The organism is Luteimonas sp. A482, from assembly GCF_054072655.1.
Window position 1 is genome coordinate 111,212 of record NZ_JBSVRO010000007.1, and the last position, 17,181, is coordinate 128,392.

Genomic DNA, 17,181 nt, shown 5'->3' on the forward strand with positions numbered 1-17,181 from the left:
AGCCGCCGCGCATGGCCGAAGCCGTCCGCCACGACAAGACCGCGCGCCAGCTGCGCCTGCTGTCGGACGCGCTCGACAGCGGCCGCCTCGGCCCGGTGCGGCGCATGGTGCATACGCTGGCGCCCGCCGAGATCGGCAACCTGCTCGAATCGCTGCCGCTCGAGAAGCGGATGGTGGTCTGGGGCCTGGTCGATCCGGAGGACGACGGCGAGGTGCTGGTGCACGTCGGCGACGAGGTGCGCGAGAGCCTGATCGCGGACATGGACCAGGACGAGCTGGTCGCCGCGGTCGAGGATCTCGACATCGACGACCTCGCCGACCTGGTCGAGGACCTGCCCGACACGGTGATCGACGCGGTGCTGCGCTCGATGGACCGCGACAACCGCGAGCGTCTCGAGCAGGTGCTGTCCTACCCCGAGGACACCGCCGGCCGCCTGATGAACCCGGACGTGGTGACGGTGCGGGCCGACACCACGGTCGACGTGGTGCTGCGCTTCCTGCGCCTGCGCGGCGAGCTGCCCGACCATACCGACCACCTGTACGTGGTCAATCGCCGCCACCAGCTGATCGGCTGGGTCGCACTGCAGGACCTGGTGACCCGCGACCCGGGCACGCCGATCAACCAGCTGATCGACGACGAACTCGAATCGCTGCACGTCGACGCCTCGGCCGAACAGGTCGCGCGGCAGTTCAGCGACAACGACTGGGTGTCCGCGCCGGTGGTCGACGACGGCAACGTGCTGCTCGGCCGCGTCACCGTCGACGACGTGGTCGACATCATCCGCGAGCAGGCCGAGCACCAGGCGCTGGGCGCGGCCGGCCTGGACGAGGACGAGGACCTGTTCTCGCCGATCCCGCGCGCGGTGCGCGGTCGCGTGGTGTGGCTGGGCATCAACCTGCTCACCGCGTTCCTGGCAGCGGCCGTGATCGGCCAGTTCGACGCCACCATCGAGCAGATCGTGGCGCTGGCGGTGCTGATGCCGATCGTGGCCGGCATCGGCGGCAACGCCGCCGTGCAGGTGCTGACCCTGATGGTCCGCGGCATCGCGCTGGGACAGGTGGGGCAGAGCAACGCCCGCATCCTGCTGTGGAAGGAACTGCGCGTGGCGCTGATCAACGGGCTGCTGATCGGCGCGTTGGTCGGCACCGTGGCGCTGCTGTGGTTCGGTTCCTGGCGGCTGTCGCTGGTGATCGGCGCGGCGCTGGTGATCAACTTCTGTTCGGCCGCGCTGGCCGGGGTGCTGCTGCCGCTGCTGCTCAAGCGCATGCGCGTGGACCCGGCCGTGGCCGGCACCGTGGTGGTGACCGCAGTCACCGACGTGATGGGCTTTTTCAGCTTCCTCGGCCTGGCCACGGTGATCCTGCTGCACTGAGGGCGCCGTCGCCGGATCCGCAGCGCTAACATCGACGGCAGAAATGACAATGGAACATCGCCCATGCGCCGCCCACGCCTGCCCGCACTGGTGCTGCTGATGGCCGCAATGCTCGCCGCCTGCGGCTCCACGCCACCACGCCCGGACCGGGGCGGCTTCGTCGAGCGCGAGGTCACGATCGACGGACGCCGCCACCGCTACCAGGTGTTCGTCCCCGCCAGCGTGGCCCGCGGCAAGGCGCCGGTGGTCGTGTTCCTGCACGGTTCGGGCGAGCGCGGCGACGACAATCGCAGCCAGCTCGCGGTCGGCCTCGGCCCGCACCTGCGCGAGTACGCAGACGAATTCCCCGCCATCGTGGTGTTCCCGCAGGCGCCCGCCGACAGCGAATGGAACCAGCTGGCCGACGTGGTGTTCGCGCAACTCGACGCGGCCACGCTCGAGTTCAACGGCGATCCCGACCGCACCAGCCTCACCGGCCTGTCGATGGGCGGCTACGGCGTCTGGGAGCTTGCCCTACGCCAGAGTGAGCGCTTCGCCGCGCTGGTGCCGGTCTGCGGCGGCCTGTTGCACGCGCGGCGGCCGTCGATGGCGGTGACCGGGCTGGACGATGAAGCCGATCCCTATGCCGCCGTGGCGCAGCGTTTGCGCGAGGTACCGGTCTGGCTCTTCCACGGCGCGCGGGATGAATCGGTGCCCGTGGAATATTCGCGCCGGCTCGATATGGCGCTCCAGGCCGCGGGCGCGCGCGACGCGCGCTACACCGAGTTCCCCGAGGCCGACCACAACAGCTGGGATGCCGCCTACGCGACTCCGGAACTGTGGACCTGGCTGTTTGTACAGCGCCGCTCCGTGCAGCGCCCGCAACGCTGACGCGGGTCGCGGTCGCGTTCGTGCGCCGCCACGAAGACTGGGCCGCAGCGGGCCGCGCTCAACGTGCGCCGAGCAGCGCCTCCAGCACCGCCATTCGCACCGCGACGCCGTTGCCGACCTGGCGCAGGATCAGCGACTGCGCGCCGTCGGCGACCGCATCGCTGATCTCCACGCCGCGGTTGAGCGGCCCGGGATGCAGCACCACCGCGCCGGCCGCTGCCCGGCGCAGGCGCGTGGACGTGAGCCCGTAGTCGCGGTGGTAGTCGTCGAGCGATTTGACCAGGCCCTCTTCCATGCGCTCGCGCTGCAGGCGCAGCATCATCACCGCATCCACGCCATCGAGCGCCGCGTCGAGATCGTGCGTCACGGTGCAACCGGCGAGCGTGCCGTCGTCCGGCAGCAGGGCGGCAGGGCCGCAGATGCGGATCTCGCCCGCACCCAGCGTGCGCAGCGCGTGCAGGTCGGAGCGCGCGACGCGCGAGTGCTTCACGTCGCCGACGATGACGAAGCGGCGCTTGCCGAAATCGTCGCCGAGGGACTGGCGCAGGGTCAGCATGTCGAGCAGCCCCTGGGTGGGGTGGGCGCTGCGACCGTCGCCGGCGTTGACCAGCGCGGTGCCCGGCCCGGCCATCGCCGCCAGTTCCGCGACCGCGCCGTCGCCCGAATGCCGCACCACGAAGCCGCGCACCCCCATCGCCTCGATGTTCTGCAGGGTGTCGCGCGCGGTTTCGCCCTTGGTCGTGGACGAGGTGGCGGCGTCGAAGCCGAGCACGTCCGCGCCCAGCCGCTGCGCGGCGCGATGGAAGCTGAGCCGGGTGCGCGTGGAGGGCTCGAAGAACAAGGTGCAGATTGCGGTCCCGGCCAGGGCCTGGCGCGCGTCGTGGCCTTCGGCAAACGCCTGGGCACGGTCGAGCAGATCAACCAGGGCCTGCCGCGGCAGGCCTTCGAGGGTCAGCAGGTGGACGAGGCGGCCCTGGGCGTCGGTCTGTTCGGTCATGTCGCCATTGTCCCGCAATCACGGGCGCGGCAGGAGTGCGACTCGGGGGTCAGAGTCACTTTCCCCCGCTGTCTCTCTCGGGGCTTGTTCGCTTCAGGGGAAAGTGACTCTGACCCCCCGGCCCCCCGTCGCGACCAAAGCCGCTCCTACAGGGGCGTCGCATCGCCGGGCGCGGCGAACCAGCGTTCGACGATCACTGCCGCGGCCACCGCATCCAGCGCAACCGCATCGCGGCGGCGGCGACGCCCTTGGGCGCGGTCCACGGCGAAGCGCTGCGCGGCCTCGATCGAGCTGGCGCGCTCGTCCACCATCACCACGGGCAGCTGATATCGCGCCTTGAGTTCGACGGCAAAGGCGCGGGCGCGGACGCGGATCGGCTGGTCGCCACCGTCGAGCGTCATCGGATCACCGACCACCAGGCCATCGGGCCGCCATTCCTTCTGCAGCCGGTCGATCGCCGCCCAGTCCACCTGCTCACCGTGGACGTCGATCACCGCCAGCGCGCGCGCACCGTGTCCGAAGGCACTGCCGATCGCCACGCCGATGCGGCGTGCACCCACGTCGAAACCGAGCACCGTGCCGTCGGCGCGGATCGCGCCGCTCATGCGTGCCCCACGTGCCCCGCCATGCGCATCAGGTCCACGCCGATCTGCCCGGCCGCGGCCTGCCAGCGCTGGTCCAGCGGCAGCGAGAACAGGATGCCTGCCTGCGCAGGCGCGGTCAGCCAGCTGTTCTCGGTGAGCTCATGCTCGAGCTGCCCTGCGCCCCAGCCAGCGCAGCCCAGCGCGACCGTGGCGTGCTCGGGACCGTCGCCGCGCGCGATCGCCTCGAGGATGTCGCGCGAGGTGGTCACCGCCAGTCCGTCGGACACCGCCAGCGTCGAATCCCAGGCGCGCCCGCCATCGTGCAGCACGAAGCCGCGCTCCGGATGCACCGGACCGCCGGCCAGCACGCGCTGCTCCAGCAGCGCCGGGTCGTCGGACTCGATCCCCATCTGCCGCAGGACCTCGCCCAGGGTGTAGTCCGAGGCGCGGTTGACCACCACGCCCATCGCGCCATCGGCATCGTGCTGGCAGATCAGCGCGACGCTGCGTGCGAAATGCGGATCGGCCAGCGTGGGCAGCGCGATCAGCAGCTGGTTGGCGAACGAACAGGACAGCGTGGACATGCGGACATTGTAGGCGGGCTGCGGTGAAGGGTCCGGGGCGGGCTGGGCCCTCTTCGAGCCCCGCCGACCGCCCCTAGCCGCCCGCGCCCAGCCCGAACTGCTGCTCATGCGGGGTCGCCAGCCGCACCTCGAGCACTTCCACCCGCGCCTCCACGGTGCGCCCGGCCAGCGGATGGTTGCCGTCGACCGTGATGGCGTCGCCTTCGACCGCCACCACCACCACGTCCAGCGGCCCCTTCGCGGTCTGCGCGGCCAGCTTGGTGCCTACCGCCACCTCGCCAGCGGCCTGCAGCCGACTGCGCGGCAGCGTCTGCACCAGCGCCTCGTGGCGCGGGCCGAAGCCTGCCTCCGATGCGATCGTCACACTGAACGCGTCGCCCGCCGCCCTGCCCGCCAGCGCCTGCTCCAGGCCCGGCATGATGCTGCCGGTGCCGTGCATGTACACCAGCGGATCGTGGCCGTGGGTGGAGGTAATGGTCTGGCCCTGTTCGTCGTGCAGGCTGAAGTGGACGGTGGCGATGCGGCGGTCGGCGATGTCCATGGCGTCCTTCCCGGGGAGGTGCGCGCATGGTGGCGCGGAGGCACCGCTGCGGGCAACCCGGGGCAACCCGCGGCGCAGGCCGGCCGCTATGCTGCGGCGATGACGAGCTATTGCGACGTCGCGCCCGGACATCCGGTGCACGGCCCCTACCACGAGCACGAGTACGGCTTCCCGCAGCGCGACGAAGCGGCGCTGTTCGAACGCCTGCTGCTCGAGATCAACCAGGCCGGGCTGAGCTGGGAAACCATCCTGAAAAAGCGCGAAGGCTTTCGCTGCGCCTACCAGGGCTTCGACGTCGATACCGTCGCCGGCTACGGCGAGGCCGACGTTGCGCGCCTGCTGGCCGACCCTGGCATCATCCGCAACCGGCTCAAGGTGGCCGCCGCAATCCACAATGCCGGCGTGGTGCGCGGCATGCGCGCCTCGCACGGCGGCTTTGCCGCGTGGCTGGACGCCCATGTGCACGACGATGACGACAGCCCGCGCGACAAGGCCGCGTGGGTGAAGCTGTTCAAGCGGACCTTCCGCTTCACCGGCGGCGAGATCACCGGCGAATTCCTGATGAGCCTGGGCTACCTGCCCGGCGCACACCGCCCGGACTGCCCGGTGGCCAAACGCCTGGCGCGGCTGCGCCCAACGGCCTGACGAACTGCCACAACGCGAACGGGCCGCTTGCGCGGCCCGTTGCGAATGCAGCTGCGGCGCAGGATCAGCCCTTTACGGCTTCCTGGTAGCGACGCTCGACCTCGTTCCAGTCGACCACGTTGTAGAACGCGCCGATGTAGTCCGGGCGACGGTTCTGGTACTTCAGGTAGTAGGCGTGCTCCCACACGTCCAGGCCCAGCACCGGGGTGTTGCCCGAGCCGACGCCCTTCATGAGCGGATTGTCCTGGTTGGCGCTGCTCTCGACCTTGAGCTTGCCGGCCTTGTCGGTCGACAGCCACGCCCAGCCGCTGCCGAAGCGGGTCAGCGCTGCCTTGGTGAAGGCCTCCTTGAAGGCGTCGAAGCCGCCCAGCTCGCTATCGATGCGCTTGGCCACCTCGCCCACCGGGTTGCCGCCGCCCTTGGGCGACATCACCGTCCAGAACAGCGAATGGTTGGCGTGGCCACCGGCGTTGTTGCGCAGCGGGCCGCGCTTGTCCTCGGGCAGCGCGTCGAGGTTGGCGATGATCTCCTCGGCGCTCTTGCCCGCAAACTCGGTGCCTTCGAGCGCCGCGTTCGCGTTGTTGATGTAGGTCTGGTGATGCTTGGTGTGGTGGATTTCCATCGTCTGCGCGTCGATATGCGGCTCGAGCGCGTCATAGGCATAGGGCAGCTTGGGGAGGGTAAAGGCCACGGCGATCTCCATTCGGGTCGGGGGGCCGATCATTGTGCCGTGACGGGGGTAAAAACTCGATGACCGGCGCCGTGATGCTGCTTTCCACCGCAACCATGCGGGCGGCCGCGGATACACTGGCGCCATGCCATTCATCGAATTGACCCTGCGCTGCCGCGAGTCCGACCAGCCGCGCTACGAACATGCGCTGGACGATGTCGGCGCGCTGGCCGTGACCATGCTCGATGCCGACGCCGAAACGCCCGACGAACACGCGATCCTGGAGCCGGGCGTGGGCGAAACGCCGCTGTGGCAGGCGATCTCGCTCAGCGCGCTGTTCCCGCACGATGCCGACGCGCTGCTGCTGCTGGCCGCGCTGGAGGCGTTCGACCCGGGTCTGGACTGGAGCGGCGCCGGCTTCCGCAAGGTCGAGGACCAGGACTGGGAGCGCGCATGGATGGACCAGTACGCGCCGCTGCGCTTTGGCAGCCGCACCTTCATCGTGCCCTGGAACCACGAGCTGCCGGACGATGCGCGCGGTGACGACGCCGCCGTGGTGCGGCTGGACCCGGGCCTGGCCTTCGGCTCGGGTACCCATGCGACCACCTCGCTGTGCCTGCAGTGGCTGGACGCGCTCGGCGTGGACGGGCTGCTTCGCGGCGCGACGGTGCTCGACTTCGGCTGCGGCAGCGGCATCCTTGCGCTGGCGGCGCTGAAGCTCGGCGCGGCGCGCGCGGTGGGCATCGACAACGACCCGCAGGCGCTCATCGCGACCGCCGACAACGCGCAGCGCAACGAGGTCGCGCAGGCGCTGGACGTGTTCGAACCGGGCAAAGCGCCGCGCGAGGCGTATCCGGTCGTGGTCGCCAACATCCTGGCCTCGGCGCTCGACACGCTTGCGCCGGAGCTGGCTGCGCGCACCGCGCCGGGCGGGCGCATCGCCCTGTCCGGCATCCTCGATGGACAGCAGGAGCCGCTGCTGCAGCGCTACGGCGAGTGGTTCGACGCCCTGGCCGTCGCGCAGGAAGGCGACTGGATCCGCATCGACGGCATCCGTCGGTGACGTCGGCCGCGGTCGGCATCCGCGCCTGCATGGTTGAATAGCCCCCATGTTCATCAACTGCCGGCACTGCAACACGCTGGTCGCGACCGATCCGGCGACCGGCCTGCCGCCCGAGCGCTGCCCGCGCTGCGCGGGCGTGCTGCGCCGGCCCGCGCCGGTTGCCGATGCGCAAGTCGCCGCGGATGCCGGTGCCGATCCGTCGCCGGACGCCGGTAAGCGCGAAACCGCACCCGCAGCAGCGGCGCCAGCCGGCAGCGGCATGACGCCTGCCCTGGAGCCGGCACCCCCGGATGACCCCGGACCACGCGACCCCGCGATCGCGGTCCCGGCGCAGCCCGATGCACCCTCCGCGCCGGCGTCCGACGCCGTGACCGTGGACGCCGCTGCGGCGGATGCATCGCCTGCCCCTAGCGAAGCCCCCCCAACCGACGCCCCGCCCCCGCAGGCACGTGAAGGGGCGGCAGCCGTCAACACGCCTTCGCCGCCCGGGTTCCTCGGCGGCATCCCCACGCCGCCCCCGCAGCGCAGCCCGAGCGCGTGGCGGCAGCTGGTGGTGATCGCGGTCCTGCTGGCGCTGCTTGGCCTGCAGATCGTGCTTGCCGACCGCGAACGCCTCGCCGCCGACGCCCGCTGGCGTCCGTTGGTGAGCGGCATCTGTGGCGTGCTCGGCTGCAGCGTGCAGCCGTGGCGCGAACCGCAGGCCTTCGTCCTGCTCGCGCGCGAAGTGGCGCCGCATCCGCAGCGCAGCGACGCGCTGCGCGCACGCGCATCGTTCCGCAACGATGCGCGCTGGCCGCAGCCGTGGCCGCAGCTGCTGCTGACGCTCTCGGACGTCGACGGCCGCGCCGTGGCCGCGCGTGCGTTCACGCCCGACCAGTACCTTGGCGGCGCGCCTGCGACGCCGTTGGTCGAACCCGGACAGACGGTGGACATCGCGCTGGACATCCGCGAGCCGTCGGTCGAGACGGTGTCCTACGCCTGGGACCTGCGCTAGACCATCGGCGCAGACATTCGCATTGTCGGGTGCGACCACGAGGCGCTAGACTCGATCGCCCCGCGATGACCGCCACCCCGTGCGCCGCATCGCCCGGCCGCACCGAGCGCCCCATTGAACACCGCAGAACAGACCGACCCCGCCATCCGCAGCGCGCCGCGTGCACCGTTGCGCGAACACGTCGCCAATTCGGTGCGGCGCTACCTGGGCGACCTCAACGGCAGCGATGCCGACAACCTCTACCAGATCGCGTTGCGCGAGCTGGAGATCCCGCTGTTCCTGGAAGTGCTCGAACACTGCGAGGGCAACCAGAGCCGCGCCGCGACGATGCTCGGCATCCATCGCGCAACGTTGCGCAAGAAACTGCGCGAGTACGGTATCGCCTGAGCCACGCCGCGCTGCGCGGGTGGCTATAATTCCGCCTCTTTCCGCGTCTCCGCGTTGCATACCCGATGACCCACGACCTCCTGCCCCTGCGCCGGGCGCTGCTGTCCGTGTCCGACAAGACCGGACTGATCGAACTCGCCACCGCCCTGTCCGCGCGCGGCGTCGAACTGCTGTCCACCGGCGGCACCGCGAAGGCGATCCGCGACGCCGGCCTGCCGGTGCAGGACGTGAGCGAGGCCACGGGCTTTCCCGAGATGATGGACGGCCGGGTCAAGACCCTGCATCCGATGGTGCACGGCGGCCTGCTCGGCCGCGCCGGCACCGATGATGCGGTGATGGCGCAGCACGGCATCGCGCCGATCGACCTGCTGGTGCTCAACCTGTATCCGTTCGAGACGGTGACCGCGCGCGCCGACTGCACGCTGGCCGACGCGGTGGAGAACATCGACATCGGCGGTCCGGCCATGCTGCGCTCGGCCGCGAAGAACTTCGCGCGCGTTGCGGTGGCGACCGCGCCGGAGCAGTACGCCGGCCTGCTGGACGAACTGGCGCGCAACGACGGCGCACTGTCGACGAACACCCGCTTCGCGCTGTCCGTCGCCGCGTTCAACCGCGTCGCGCAGTACGACGCAGCAATCAGCAACTACCTGTCAGCGGTCACCGACGCGTCGCCTGGCGTGCCGGCGCGCGCGCCATTCGCCGCCCAGGCCAACGGCAGCTTCGTCAAGCTCATGGATCTGCGCTATGGCGAGAATCCGCACCAGCAGGCCGCGTTCTACCGCGACCTGCATCCCGCGCCCGGTTCACTGGCGACCTTCAGCCAGCTGCAGGGCAAGGAGCTGAGCTACAACAACATCGCCGACAGCGATGCGGCCTGGGAATGCGTGCGCCAGTTCGACGCGCCGGCCTGCGTGATCGTCAAGCACGCCAATCCCTGCGGCGTCGCCGTGGGCACGGCCTGCGGCGATGCCTATGAGCAGGCCCATGCCACCGACCCGACATCGGCGTTCGGCGGCATCATCGCCTTCAACCGCACGCTCGACGCGGCGACCGCGAAAGCCATCCTCGATCGCCAGTTCGTCGAGGTGCTGATCGCACCGGACTACGACGACGACGCCCTCGCCTACGCGAAGAAGAAGGCCAATGTGCGCGTGCTGCGCATTGCCCTGGCGCCGGCATCGACCGGCTTCATCGACACCAAGCGCGTGGGCTCCGGCCTGCTGATGCAGACCGTCGACGATCGCGTGGTCACCCGCGACGAGCTGAAGGTGGTGACCCGGCGCGCGCCCAGCGAGTCGCAGTTCGCCGACCTGCTGTTTGCCTGGAAGGTGGCGAAGTTCGTCAAGTCCAACGCCATCGTCTATGCGCAGGACCACCGCACGATCGGCGTCGGCGCCGGGCAGATGAGCCGCGTCTACTCGGCGCGCATCGCCGGGATCAAGGCGACCGACGCGGGTCTGGTGGTCGAGGGTTCGGTGATGGCATCGGATGCCTTCTTCCCGTTCCGCGACGGCATCGACGCCGCGGCGGCCGCGGGCATCCAGGCGGTGATCCAGCCGGGCGGTTCGATGCGCGATGCCGAGGTGATCGCCGCGGCCGACGAGCACGGCATCGCCATGGTGTTCACCGGCGTTCGTCATTTCCGCCACTGAACTGGCGACGGGGCGAATGCACAGCCTGCGCCGCGTGTCCGCGCACCTGCCGGCGGCGATCCTGCTGCTGGCGCTGGCCGCCTGCGGCAGCGACAGCGACAGCGACAGCGACAGCGACAGCGACAGCGGCGAATTGCAGGCCGCGCGCGATGCGCTGGCCACCGGCCTGCCGGAGCCGTACTTCGAGGACCTGGTGACAGAATCGGCCACGATCGAAGGCGAGCGCCTGGTGCTGCTGGTGCGCAGCCCCGAGGGCGACGCCGACAGGACCCGCGATCATCCGCAGTTCGAGCTGCTGCGCCAGACCGAGCAGGACGAGATGCACACCTTGTGCAGCCACCCCGCGCTCGCGCGCCTGGCAGGTGGCGATGCGGTGCTGGTGCGCCGCTTCGTCGATCGCCACGGCAAGCTGTTCTTCGAAACCACCTTCCCTGCGCGCGACTGCGCACCTCCGCATGAGGACTGACGCTTGAAAATCCTGGTCATCGGCGCGGGCGGCCGCGAGCACGCGCTGGCGTGGAAGCTGGCGCAGTCGCCGCGCGTGGACGAAGTACTCGTCGCGCCGGGCAATGCCGGCACGGCCACCGAGCCGCGCTGCCGCAACATCGAGGTGAAGGTCGGCGATCTCGATGGCCTGCTGGCGCTTGCGCGGGACGAGGGCGTCGCCTTGACCGTGGTTGGCCCGGAGGTGCCACTGGTCGCCGGGGTGGTCGACCGCTTCCGCGCTGCCGGCCTGCGCATCTTCGGCCCCACCTCCGCGGCCGCGCAGCTGGAAGGCAGCAAGGCCTTCGCCAAGGATTTCCTCGCGCGCCACGGCATCCCCACCGCGTTCTATGCAGTCCACACCGAAGTCGAGCCCGCGCTGGCCTACGTGCGCGACAAGGGCGCGCCCATCGTCATCAAGGCCGACGGCCTGGCCGCCGGCAAGGGCGTGATCGTGGCGATGACGCTCGACGAGGCCGAGGCCGCAGTGCGCGACATGCTCTCGGGCAATGCGTTCGGCGATGCCGGCGCGCGCGTGGTGATCGAGGAATTCCTCGACGGCGAGGAAGCCAGCTTCATCTCGATCGTCGATGGCCGCAGCGCGCTGCCGATGGCGACCAGCCAGGACCACAAGCGCGTCGGCGATGGCGACACCGGGCCCAATACCGGCGGCATGGGCGCGTATTCGCCGGCGCCGGTGGTCACGGCCGAGGTGCATGCGCGCGTCATGCGCGAGGTGGTGGATCCCACCGTGCAGGGCATGATCGCCGATGGCGTGCCGTTCACCGGATTCCTCTATGCCGGACTGATGATCGATGCCGCAGGCGCGCCGAAGGTGATCGAGTTCAACGTGCGTTTCGGCGATCCGGAAACACAGCCGGTAATGCTGCGCCTGCAGTCCGACCTGGTCGACCTGCTGGAAGCCGCGATCGACGGCCGCCTGGACCAGGTGCAGGCGCAGTGGGATCCGCGCCCCGCGCTTGGCGTGGTGATGGCGGCACGGCCCTACCCCGACACGCCGGTCACCGGCGAGCCTATCCGCGGACTGGACGCGGTTCCGGCCGATGCCAAGGTGTTCCATGCCGGCACCGCGCTCGATGTGCAGGGTCGCGTGCTCAGCGCCGGCGGCCGGGTGCTGTGCGTGACCGCGCTGGGCGACAGCGTGGCCGAGGCGCAGCGGCGCGCGCACGCCGGCGTCGATGCCATCGGCTGGACCAGCGCGTTCCACCGTCGCGACATCGGCTGGCGCGCGATCGCGCGCGAGCAGGCCGGCTGACGCATGCCCGGTCGCGTCGAACCGTTCCGCGCGATCGCCATCAGCCAGCTGGCTCGTGCGCTGGAGGCCGGCGGCCGCTCCGTGGTGCACATGGAGTTCGGCCAGCCGTCCACGCCGGCGCCGGCCGCCGCGCTGGCGGCGGTGCGCGAGGCGCTGGATCGCGATCCGCCCGGCTACTGGGAAAGCGAGCCCCTGCGCGTGCGCATCGCCCGCTACTACCGCGAACGCCACGGCGTGGAGGTGGAGCCGGCGCGCATCATCCTGACCTGCGGCGCGTCGCCAGCACTGCTGCTGGCCCTGCTGTCACGGTTCAGTCCGGGCGACCGCATCGCCTTCGCGCGACCGGGCTACATCGCCTATCGCAACACCACCGTGGCCTCGCACATGCAGCCCGTGGCGATCGGCTGCGGACCGGAGACGGGCTACCAGCTCACCGCCGCGGCGATCGCCGCGCTGGATCCGGCCCCGGCCGGCGTGATCCTGGCCAGTCCAGCCAACCCCACCGGCACGATCATTCCCGGCGAGGAACTGCAGGCCATCGCCCGGGTCTGCCGCGAGCGCGGCATCGAGCTGATCTCCGACGAGATCTACCATGGCCTGCACTACACCCAGCCGGCGCATTCGGTGCTCGAGTACGCCGCCGACGCGCTGGTGCTCAACAGCTTTTCCAAGTACTACAGCATGGTGGACTGGCGCCTGGGCTGGCTGCTGGTGCCGCCGTCGCTGGTCGACACCGCGCGTGCCTACTCCGGCAACCTGTTCCTGACCCCGCCTTCGCCCAGCCAGCAGGCCGCGCTGGTGGCGATGGACTGCCGCGACGAGCTGGAGGGCCACCGCACGGTGTACGCACGCAACCGCGCGCTGCTGCTGGACGCCCTGCCGGCACTGGGGTTGGAGCGCATCGCGCCCCCGGATGGCGCGTTCTACATCTGGGCCGACGTGGGCCACCTGACCGACGACAGCCTGGCCTTCTGCACCCGCATGCTGGAAGAGACCGGCGTGGCCCTGGCGCCCGGCGTGGACTTCGATCCGGTGGACGGCCACCGCTTCATCCGCTTCAGCTTCGCGCCGGCCACCGCGCAGATCGAGGAAGCGCTGCGGCGGCTGCGGCCGTGGTTCGCCGCGCAGCCGCCCATCGGCTGAAGCGCCGCACGGCGCATCAGACGTTGGCCGCCTCCGGGGGCAGGCTGGTCTGCAGCGGCGCGGCGCCGCCCATGTCCTGCTCCGACGACGACGGGCAGCGCGCTTCCAGCGTGTAGGAGGTCATCGACAGCGATCCGTAGGCGTAGCCATCGATCAGCGTGTCGGCCGGCTTGCCGGCGCTGGCGGCCAGGCCGGCGACGTACAGCAGCGGCAGGAAGTGGTCCGGGGTCGGCACCGCCATGCGGAAGTCCGGATGCGAGGCCAGCGAAGGAATGTCCTGCGGGCGTTCGAGCATCAGCTCGCGCGCACGCTCGTCGAAGCGCTGCGACCAGGCGAAGGCGCCGTCGGGCTGCTTCCAGTCGATCGCGCGCAGGTTGTGCACGACGTTGCCGCTGCCGATGACGAGCACGCCACGCTCGCGCAGCGCCGCCAGCCTGGCGCCAAGTTCCAGGTGCCAGTCGAGCGGCTTGCGCGTGTCGATCGACAACTGCACGACCGGGATGTCGGCTTCGGGAAATGCGTGCACCAGCACCGACCAGGTCCCGTGGTCGATACCCCAGCTGTCAATGTCGGCGCCGACCCGGTCGGGCCGCGCCACCTCGGCCACTTCCTCGACCAGCTCGGGCAGCCCCGGCGCGGGATACTGCACGTCGAACAGCGCCTGCGGAAAGCCGAAGAAGTCGTGGATCGTGCGCGGCCGCGGCATCGCGGTCACCGCCAGCACCGGCACGTACCAGTGCGCCGACACCGCCAGGATCGCGCGCGGCCGCGGCACCGAGGCGCCAAACGTGCGCCAGGCCTCGGTGTAGCGGTTGCGCTCGAGCGCGTTCATCGGGCTGCCGTGGCCGAGGAAGGCGGCCGGCGTGAGTGACGGGGGCATGGAAGCTCCGGCGCGGGGTGCGTGCCCGGCACTCTAGCAACAGCGTGTCCACGCGGTGTGGCGCCAGCCGCAGGCGGCGTTCGCCCGCTACACTCGCCGCCAGCCGATGGAGGGCGCATGGCGCACGATCCCGAGCACGAGACCCGCAACCGCCATTCGCAGTTCGACCTGCTGCGCCAGCGCCGCTTCCTGCCCTACTTCACCGTGCAGGCGCTGGGTGCGTTCAACGACAACGTCTACCGGCAGGCGATCATCGGCCTGCTCGGCGCGATGGTCGTGGCCGGCACGATGTCGTCCGACGCACGCGCGCTGTATACGCAGCTCGCGCCGGCGATCTTCATCGTGCCCTACTTCCTGTTTTCCGCCACCGCCGGGCAGATCGCCGAGAAGCTGGAGAAGCAGCGCCTGATCGTGATCACCACCGCGATGGAGATCGCGATCATGTCGCTGGCGGCGATCGGTTTCATGCTGCAGAACATGCCGCTGCTGCTGGTCGCGCTGTTCTGCACCGGCCTGCAGTCGACCCTGTTCGGGCCGGTGAAGTATTCGATCCTGCCTTCGGTACTCAAGCCCGAGGAACTCACCGGCGGCAATGGCCTTGTCGAGATGGGCACCTCGATCTCGATCCTGCTGGGCATGATCGTCGGTGGCTCAATCTTCCTGCTTGCCGGCGCGGCCGGGCCCCACGTGGCGGCGCTGGTGATCGTGCTGCTCGCCGTCGCCGGCAACCTGGTTGCGCGGCGCATCCCGCGCGTTGACGCGGGCGAGCCCGGGCTGCGTGTGGACTTCAACATCGTCCGCCAGTCCTGGCACATCTGGCAGCTGACGCGGCGCCAGCCGGCGGTGCGCAACGCGGTGCTGGGCGTGTCCTGGTTCTGGTTCATCGGCACCGTGCTCACCGCGCAGCTGCCGGTGTATGCGGAGGTGAACCTGGGCGGCACGGCGTCGCTGTACATCTTCGCGCTGGCGCTGTTTTCGATCGGCGTGGGCGTGGGTTCGCTGTTGTGCGAGAGGCTGTCGGGGCGAACCGTCGAGATCGGCCTGGTGCCGCTGGGCGCGTTTGGCGTGAGTGCGTTCATGCTCGACCTGTATTTCGCGCGGCCTGCCGGCGCGCTCGCCACCGGCATGTCGGTGACGCAATTCATCGACGCGCCGGGCAGCTGGCGCGTGATCGTCGACCTGACCGGCATCGGCCTGTTCACCGGCTTCTTCGTGGTGCCGCTGTTCGCGCTGATCCAGAGCCGCACGCCGCGCGCGCAGCTGGCGCGCGTGATCGCCGGGATGAACATCCAGAACTCGCTGTTCATCGTCGCCGCTGCAATGATCGGGATCGCGCTGCAGCGCTTGTTTGGCTGGACCATCCCGCAGCTGTTCCTGGCGCTGGCGATCGCCAACGTGCTGGTGGCGATCTGGATCTTCAGCATCGTGCCGGAATTCTTCATGCGCTTCGTCAGCTGGCTGATGGTGCGCGGGCTGTACCGGCTGGAGCTGCACGGGATCGAGAAGCACGTGCCCGACGAGGGCGCCGCGCTGCTGGTGTGCAACCACGTCAGCTACATGGACGCGCTGATCCTGGCGGCCACGATCCCGCGGCCGGTGCGCTTTGTCATGTACTGGAAGATCTTCAACATCCCGGTGATGCGCTGGCTCTTCCACACCGCCCGCGCCATCCCCATCGCCGGTGCGCGCGAGAACCCCGCGTTGATGCAGCAGGCGTTCGACGCGATCGACGCGGCGCTGGCGGACGGCGAGATGGTCGGCATCTTCCCGGAGGGCGCGCTGACGAAGGATGGCGAGATCGCCGCCTTCAAGTCGGGCGTGGAGAAGATCCTCGAACGCGCCGCCGCGCGCGGCCAGGTCGTACCGGTGGTGCCGATGGCGCTGCGCGGCATGTGGTCGAGCATGTGGAGCCAGCGCGACTCACGGCTGGGCCGCATGCGCGTGCCGCGCCGCTTCCGCGCCCACATCGGCGTGGCTGCCCAGGCACCGGTGCATGATCCCTCCGTCACCGCAGAGCAGCTTGAAGCCAGGGTGCGCACCTTGCGCGGCCCCCACGCCTGACACGCGTCGGCGACTCGCGCAGCTCAGCTCACCCAGCCGGCGATGACCAGCAGCGCCAGCACCGCCAGCCACAGCACCAGCGCACGCCAGGCCAGGCCCATCGCTTCGCGCAGCTCCGGCATCGGGCCAAGCTCGCGCACCAGCGCACTGCCGCTGGCGACGCCGGCTTCGGCATAGTCCTCGGCCTCGTCGGCGACGCCGCCGCGCACGCTGGCGCGCCCCGCCGCGGCCAGGAACCCCGCATCGGCCCGCAGCGAGGCGCCCCCGGCCTGCTTCCAGGCCAGCACCACGTCCTCGAAGTTGCCCACCAGCGCCAGCGACAGCGTCATCAGCTGCGCCACCGGCCAGTCCAGCGCCGCCAGCAGCGTGCGCGCGCCAGACACCATGGCGGCCGGCAGGCTGGCTGCGACATCGTCCTCCGCCGCGATCGCCACCAGCCGGTAGCCCAGCACGCCCACCGGCCCCAGCAGCAGGAACCACAGCAGCACCGCGAACCAGCGTCGCAGCGCGCAGCCGAACACGGCGCCGACCAAGGCTGGCGAATCCACGCGTGTCTCGTCGCGGCGCAGCGGCGGCCACAGCCAGGCGGCTGCGGCGCGGCGCTCGTCGCCGGTGGATGCGTCCAGCACCGCCTCGACGTCATGGTCGAGGTTGCCTGGCCCCCAGGCGTGGAACAGCACGGCGATGCCGAGCAGCAGCGACGGCAGGCCCAGCCAGTGGCCGGACAGCAGCAGCTGCAGCAGGCCAACCAGCGCCAGCACCGGCAGCAGCGCCAGCACGATCCCGAACGCGCCGCGCCACAGGCTGGCGTCGGCCAGGCGTGCGTCCAGCCAGCGCAGCCAGCGGCGGAACCAGGCGTGGTTGCGCAGCGCGCTCGCCGCGCCCTGCGCCAGATGACCGAGCACCAGCGCGATGACGACGGCAAGCAGGGTGGCGAACATGGGACGATTCTAGGCGCTGGCGGTCACGCGCGGTGCG

At 70.6% G+C, this 17,181-nt stretch carries 18 protein-coding genes; 11 read left to right on the forward strand and 7 right to left on the reverse strand.

What is annotated here, in order from left to right:
- Nucleotides 1-11: 11 nt before the first annotated feature.
- Nucleotides 12-1,373: a magnesium transporter gene (gene mgtE, locus ACW5DW_RS16075; protein ID WP_457020273.1), complete on the forward strand. Its 1,362-nt coding sequence runs from the start codon at nucleotides 12-14 to the stop codon at nucleotides 1,371-1,373.
- Between the two features lie 63 nt (nucleotides 1,374-1,436).
- Nucleotides 1,437-2,243 (forward strand): carboxylesterase family protein, encoded by an 807-nt coding sequence (locus ACW5DW_RS16080; protein ID WP_457020274.1) that lies wholly within the window; start codon nucleotides 1,437-1,439, stop codon nucleotides 2,241-2,243.
- 58 nt (nucleotides 2,244-2,301) lie between these two features.
- Here ACW5DW_RS16080 and ACW5DW_RS16085 read toward each other — a convergent pair whose 3' ends face one another.
- The 4 genes from ACW5DW_RS16085 to ACW5DW_RS16100 form a co-directional block, all read right to left on the reverse strand.
- A complete protein-coding gene (locus ACW5DW_RS16085) occupies nucleotides 2,302-3,240 on the reverse strand; it encodes an aspartate carbamoyltransferase catalytic subunit (RefSeq protein WP_457020276.1) in 939 nt (312 codons plus the stop codon).
- A 146-nt stretch (nucleotides 3,241-3,386) separates the two neighbouring features.
- Entirely contained in the window at nucleotides 3,387-3,845 is a 459-nt protein-coding gene (ruvX, locus tag ACW5DW_RS16090) for a Holliday junction resolvase RuvX (protein ID WP_457020277.1), read from the reverse strand.
- The gene (locus ACW5DW_RS16095) at nucleotides 3,842-4,408 is read right to left on the reverse strand and encodes a YqgE/AlgH family protein (protein ID WP_457020278.1); all 567 of its coding nucleotides are present in this window, start codon (nucleotides 4,406-4,408) and stop codon (nucleotides 3,842-3,844) included. Before ACW5DW_RS16095 ends, ruvX begins: the two co-directional genes overlap by 4 nt.
- A 73-nt stretch (nucleotides 4,409-4,481) precedes the next feature.
- On the reverse strand, nucleotides 4,482-4,949 hold the full coding sequence (locus ACW5DW_RS16100; RefSeq protein ID WP_457020279.1) for an FKBP-type peptidyl-prolyl cis-trans isomerase: 468 nt from the start codon (nucleotides 4,947-4,949) through the stop codon (nucleotides 4,482-4,484).
- A gap of 99 nt (nucleotides 4,950-5,048) precedes the next feature.
- On the opposite strand from ACW5DW_RS16100, the gene ACW5DW_RS16105 reads away from it, so the two are divergent.
- Nucleotides 5,049-5,594 carry a DNA-3-methyladenine glycosylase I gene (locus tag ACW5DW_RS16105; protein ID WP_457020280.1) on the forward strand — a complete coding sequence of 182 codons (546 nt, stop codon included), beginning with the start codon at nucleotides 5,049-5,051 and terminating at the stop codon, nucleotides 5,592-5,594.
- 64 nt (nucleotides 5,595-5,658) lie between these two features.
- Here ACW5DW_RS16105 and ACW5DW_RS16110 read toward each other — a convergent pair whose 3' ends face one another.
- Nucleotides 5,659-6,285, reverse strand: a complete 627-nt coding sequence (locus ACW5DW_RS16110) for a superoxide dismutase (RefSeq protein WP_457020282.1) — start codon at nucleotides 6,283-6,285, stop codon at nucleotides 5,659-5,661.
- 124 nt (nucleotides 6,286-6,409) lie between these two features.
- On the opposite strand from ACW5DW_RS16110, the gene prmA reads away from it, so the two are divergent.
- The 7 genes from prmA (at nucleotide 6,410) to ACW5DW_RS16145 (ending at nucleotide 13,262) form a co-directional block, all read left to right on the forward strand.
- Nucleotides 6,410-7,327 (forward strand): 50S ribosomal protein L11 methyltransferase, encoded by a 918-nt coding sequence (gene prmA, locus ACW5DW_RS16115; protein ID WP_457020283.1) that lies wholly within the window; start codon nucleotides 6,410-6,412, stop codon nucleotides 7,325-7,327.
- Between the two features lie 46 nt (nucleotides 7,328-7,373).
- The gene (locus ACW5DW_RS16120) at nucleotides 7,374-8,321 is read left to right on the forward strand and encodes a DUF3426 domain-containing protein (protein ID WP_457020284.1); all 948 of its coding nucleotides are present in this window, start codon (nucleotides 7,374-7,376) and stop codon (nucleotides 8,319-8,321) included.
- Nucleotides 8,322-8,435: 114 nt separating this feature from the next.
- The gene (fis, locus tag ACW5DW_RS16125; RefSeq protein WP_457020285.1) at nucleotides 8,436-8,708 is read left to right on the forward strand and encodes a DNA-binding transcriptional regulator Fis; all 273 of its coding nucleotides are present in this window, start codon (nucleotides 8,436-8,438) and stop codon (nucleotides 8,706-8,708) included.
- Between the two features lie 65 nt (nucleotides 8,709-8,773).
- Entirely contained in the window at nucleotides 8,774-10,360 is a 1,587-nt protein-coding gene (gene purH, locus ACW5DW_RS16130; protein ID WP_457020286.1) for a bifunctional phosphoribosylaminoimidazolecarboxamide formyltransferase/IMP cyclohydrolase, read from the forward strand.
- A gap of 16 nt (nucleotides 10,361-10,376) precedes the next feature.
- Nucleotides 10,377-10,826: a hypothetical protein gene (locus ACW5DW_RS16135; protein WP_457020287.1), complete on the forward strand. Its 450-nt coding sequence runs from the start codon at nucleotides 10,377-10,379 to the stop codon at nucleotides 10,824-10,826.
- Between the two features lie 3 nt (nucleotides 10,827-10,829).
- Complete coding sequence (gene purD / locus ACW5DW_RS16140) at nucleotides 10,830-12,119, forward strand: phosphoribosylamine--glycine ligase (protein ID WP_457020288.1); 1,290 nt, start codon at nucleotides 10,830-10,832, stop codon at nucleotides 12,117-12,119.
- 3 nt (nucleotides 12,120-12,122) lie between these two features.
- Nucleotides 12,123-13,262: a pyridoxal phosphate-dependent aminotransferase gene (locus ACW5DW_RS16145; protein WP_457020289.1), complete on the forward strand. Its 1,140-nt coding sequence runs from the start codon at nucleotides 12,123-12,125 to the stop codon at nucleotides 13,260-13,262.
- A gap of 16 nt (nucleotides 13,263-13,278) precedes the next feature.
- Here ACW5DW_RS16145 and ygiD read toward each other — a convergent pair whose 3' ends face one another.
- Nucleotides 13,279-14,142 carry a 4,5-DOPA-extradiol-dioxygenase gene (gene ygiD, locus ACW5DW_RS16150; protein ID WP_457020290.1) on the reverse strand — a complete coding sequence of 288 codons (864 nt, stop codon included), beginning with the start codon at nucleotides 14,140-14,142 and terminating at the stop codon, nucleotides 13,279-13,281.
- A gap of 117 nt (nucleotides 14,143-14,259) precedes the next feature.
- On the opposite strand from ygiD, the gene ACW5DW_RS16155 reads away from it, so the two are divergent.
- Nucleotides 14,260-16,203, forward strand: a complete 1,944-nt coding sequence (locus ACW5DW_RS16155) for an MFS transporter (RefSeq protein WP_457020292.1) — start codon at nucleotides 14,260-14,262, stop codon at nucleotides 16,201-16,203.
- 23 nt (nucleotides 16,204-16,226) lie between these two features.
- On the opposite strand, the gene ampE is transcribed toward ACW5DW_RS16155, so the two are convergent.
- Nucleotides 16,227-17,144: a regulatory signaling modulator protein AmpE gene (gene ampE / locus ACW5DW_RS16160; protein WP_457020294.1), complete on the reverse strand. Its 918-nt coding sequence runs from the start codon at nucleotides 17,142-17,144 to the stop codon at nucleotides 16,227-16,229.
- Between the last annotated feature and the right edge of the window lie 37 nt (nucleotides 17,145-17,181).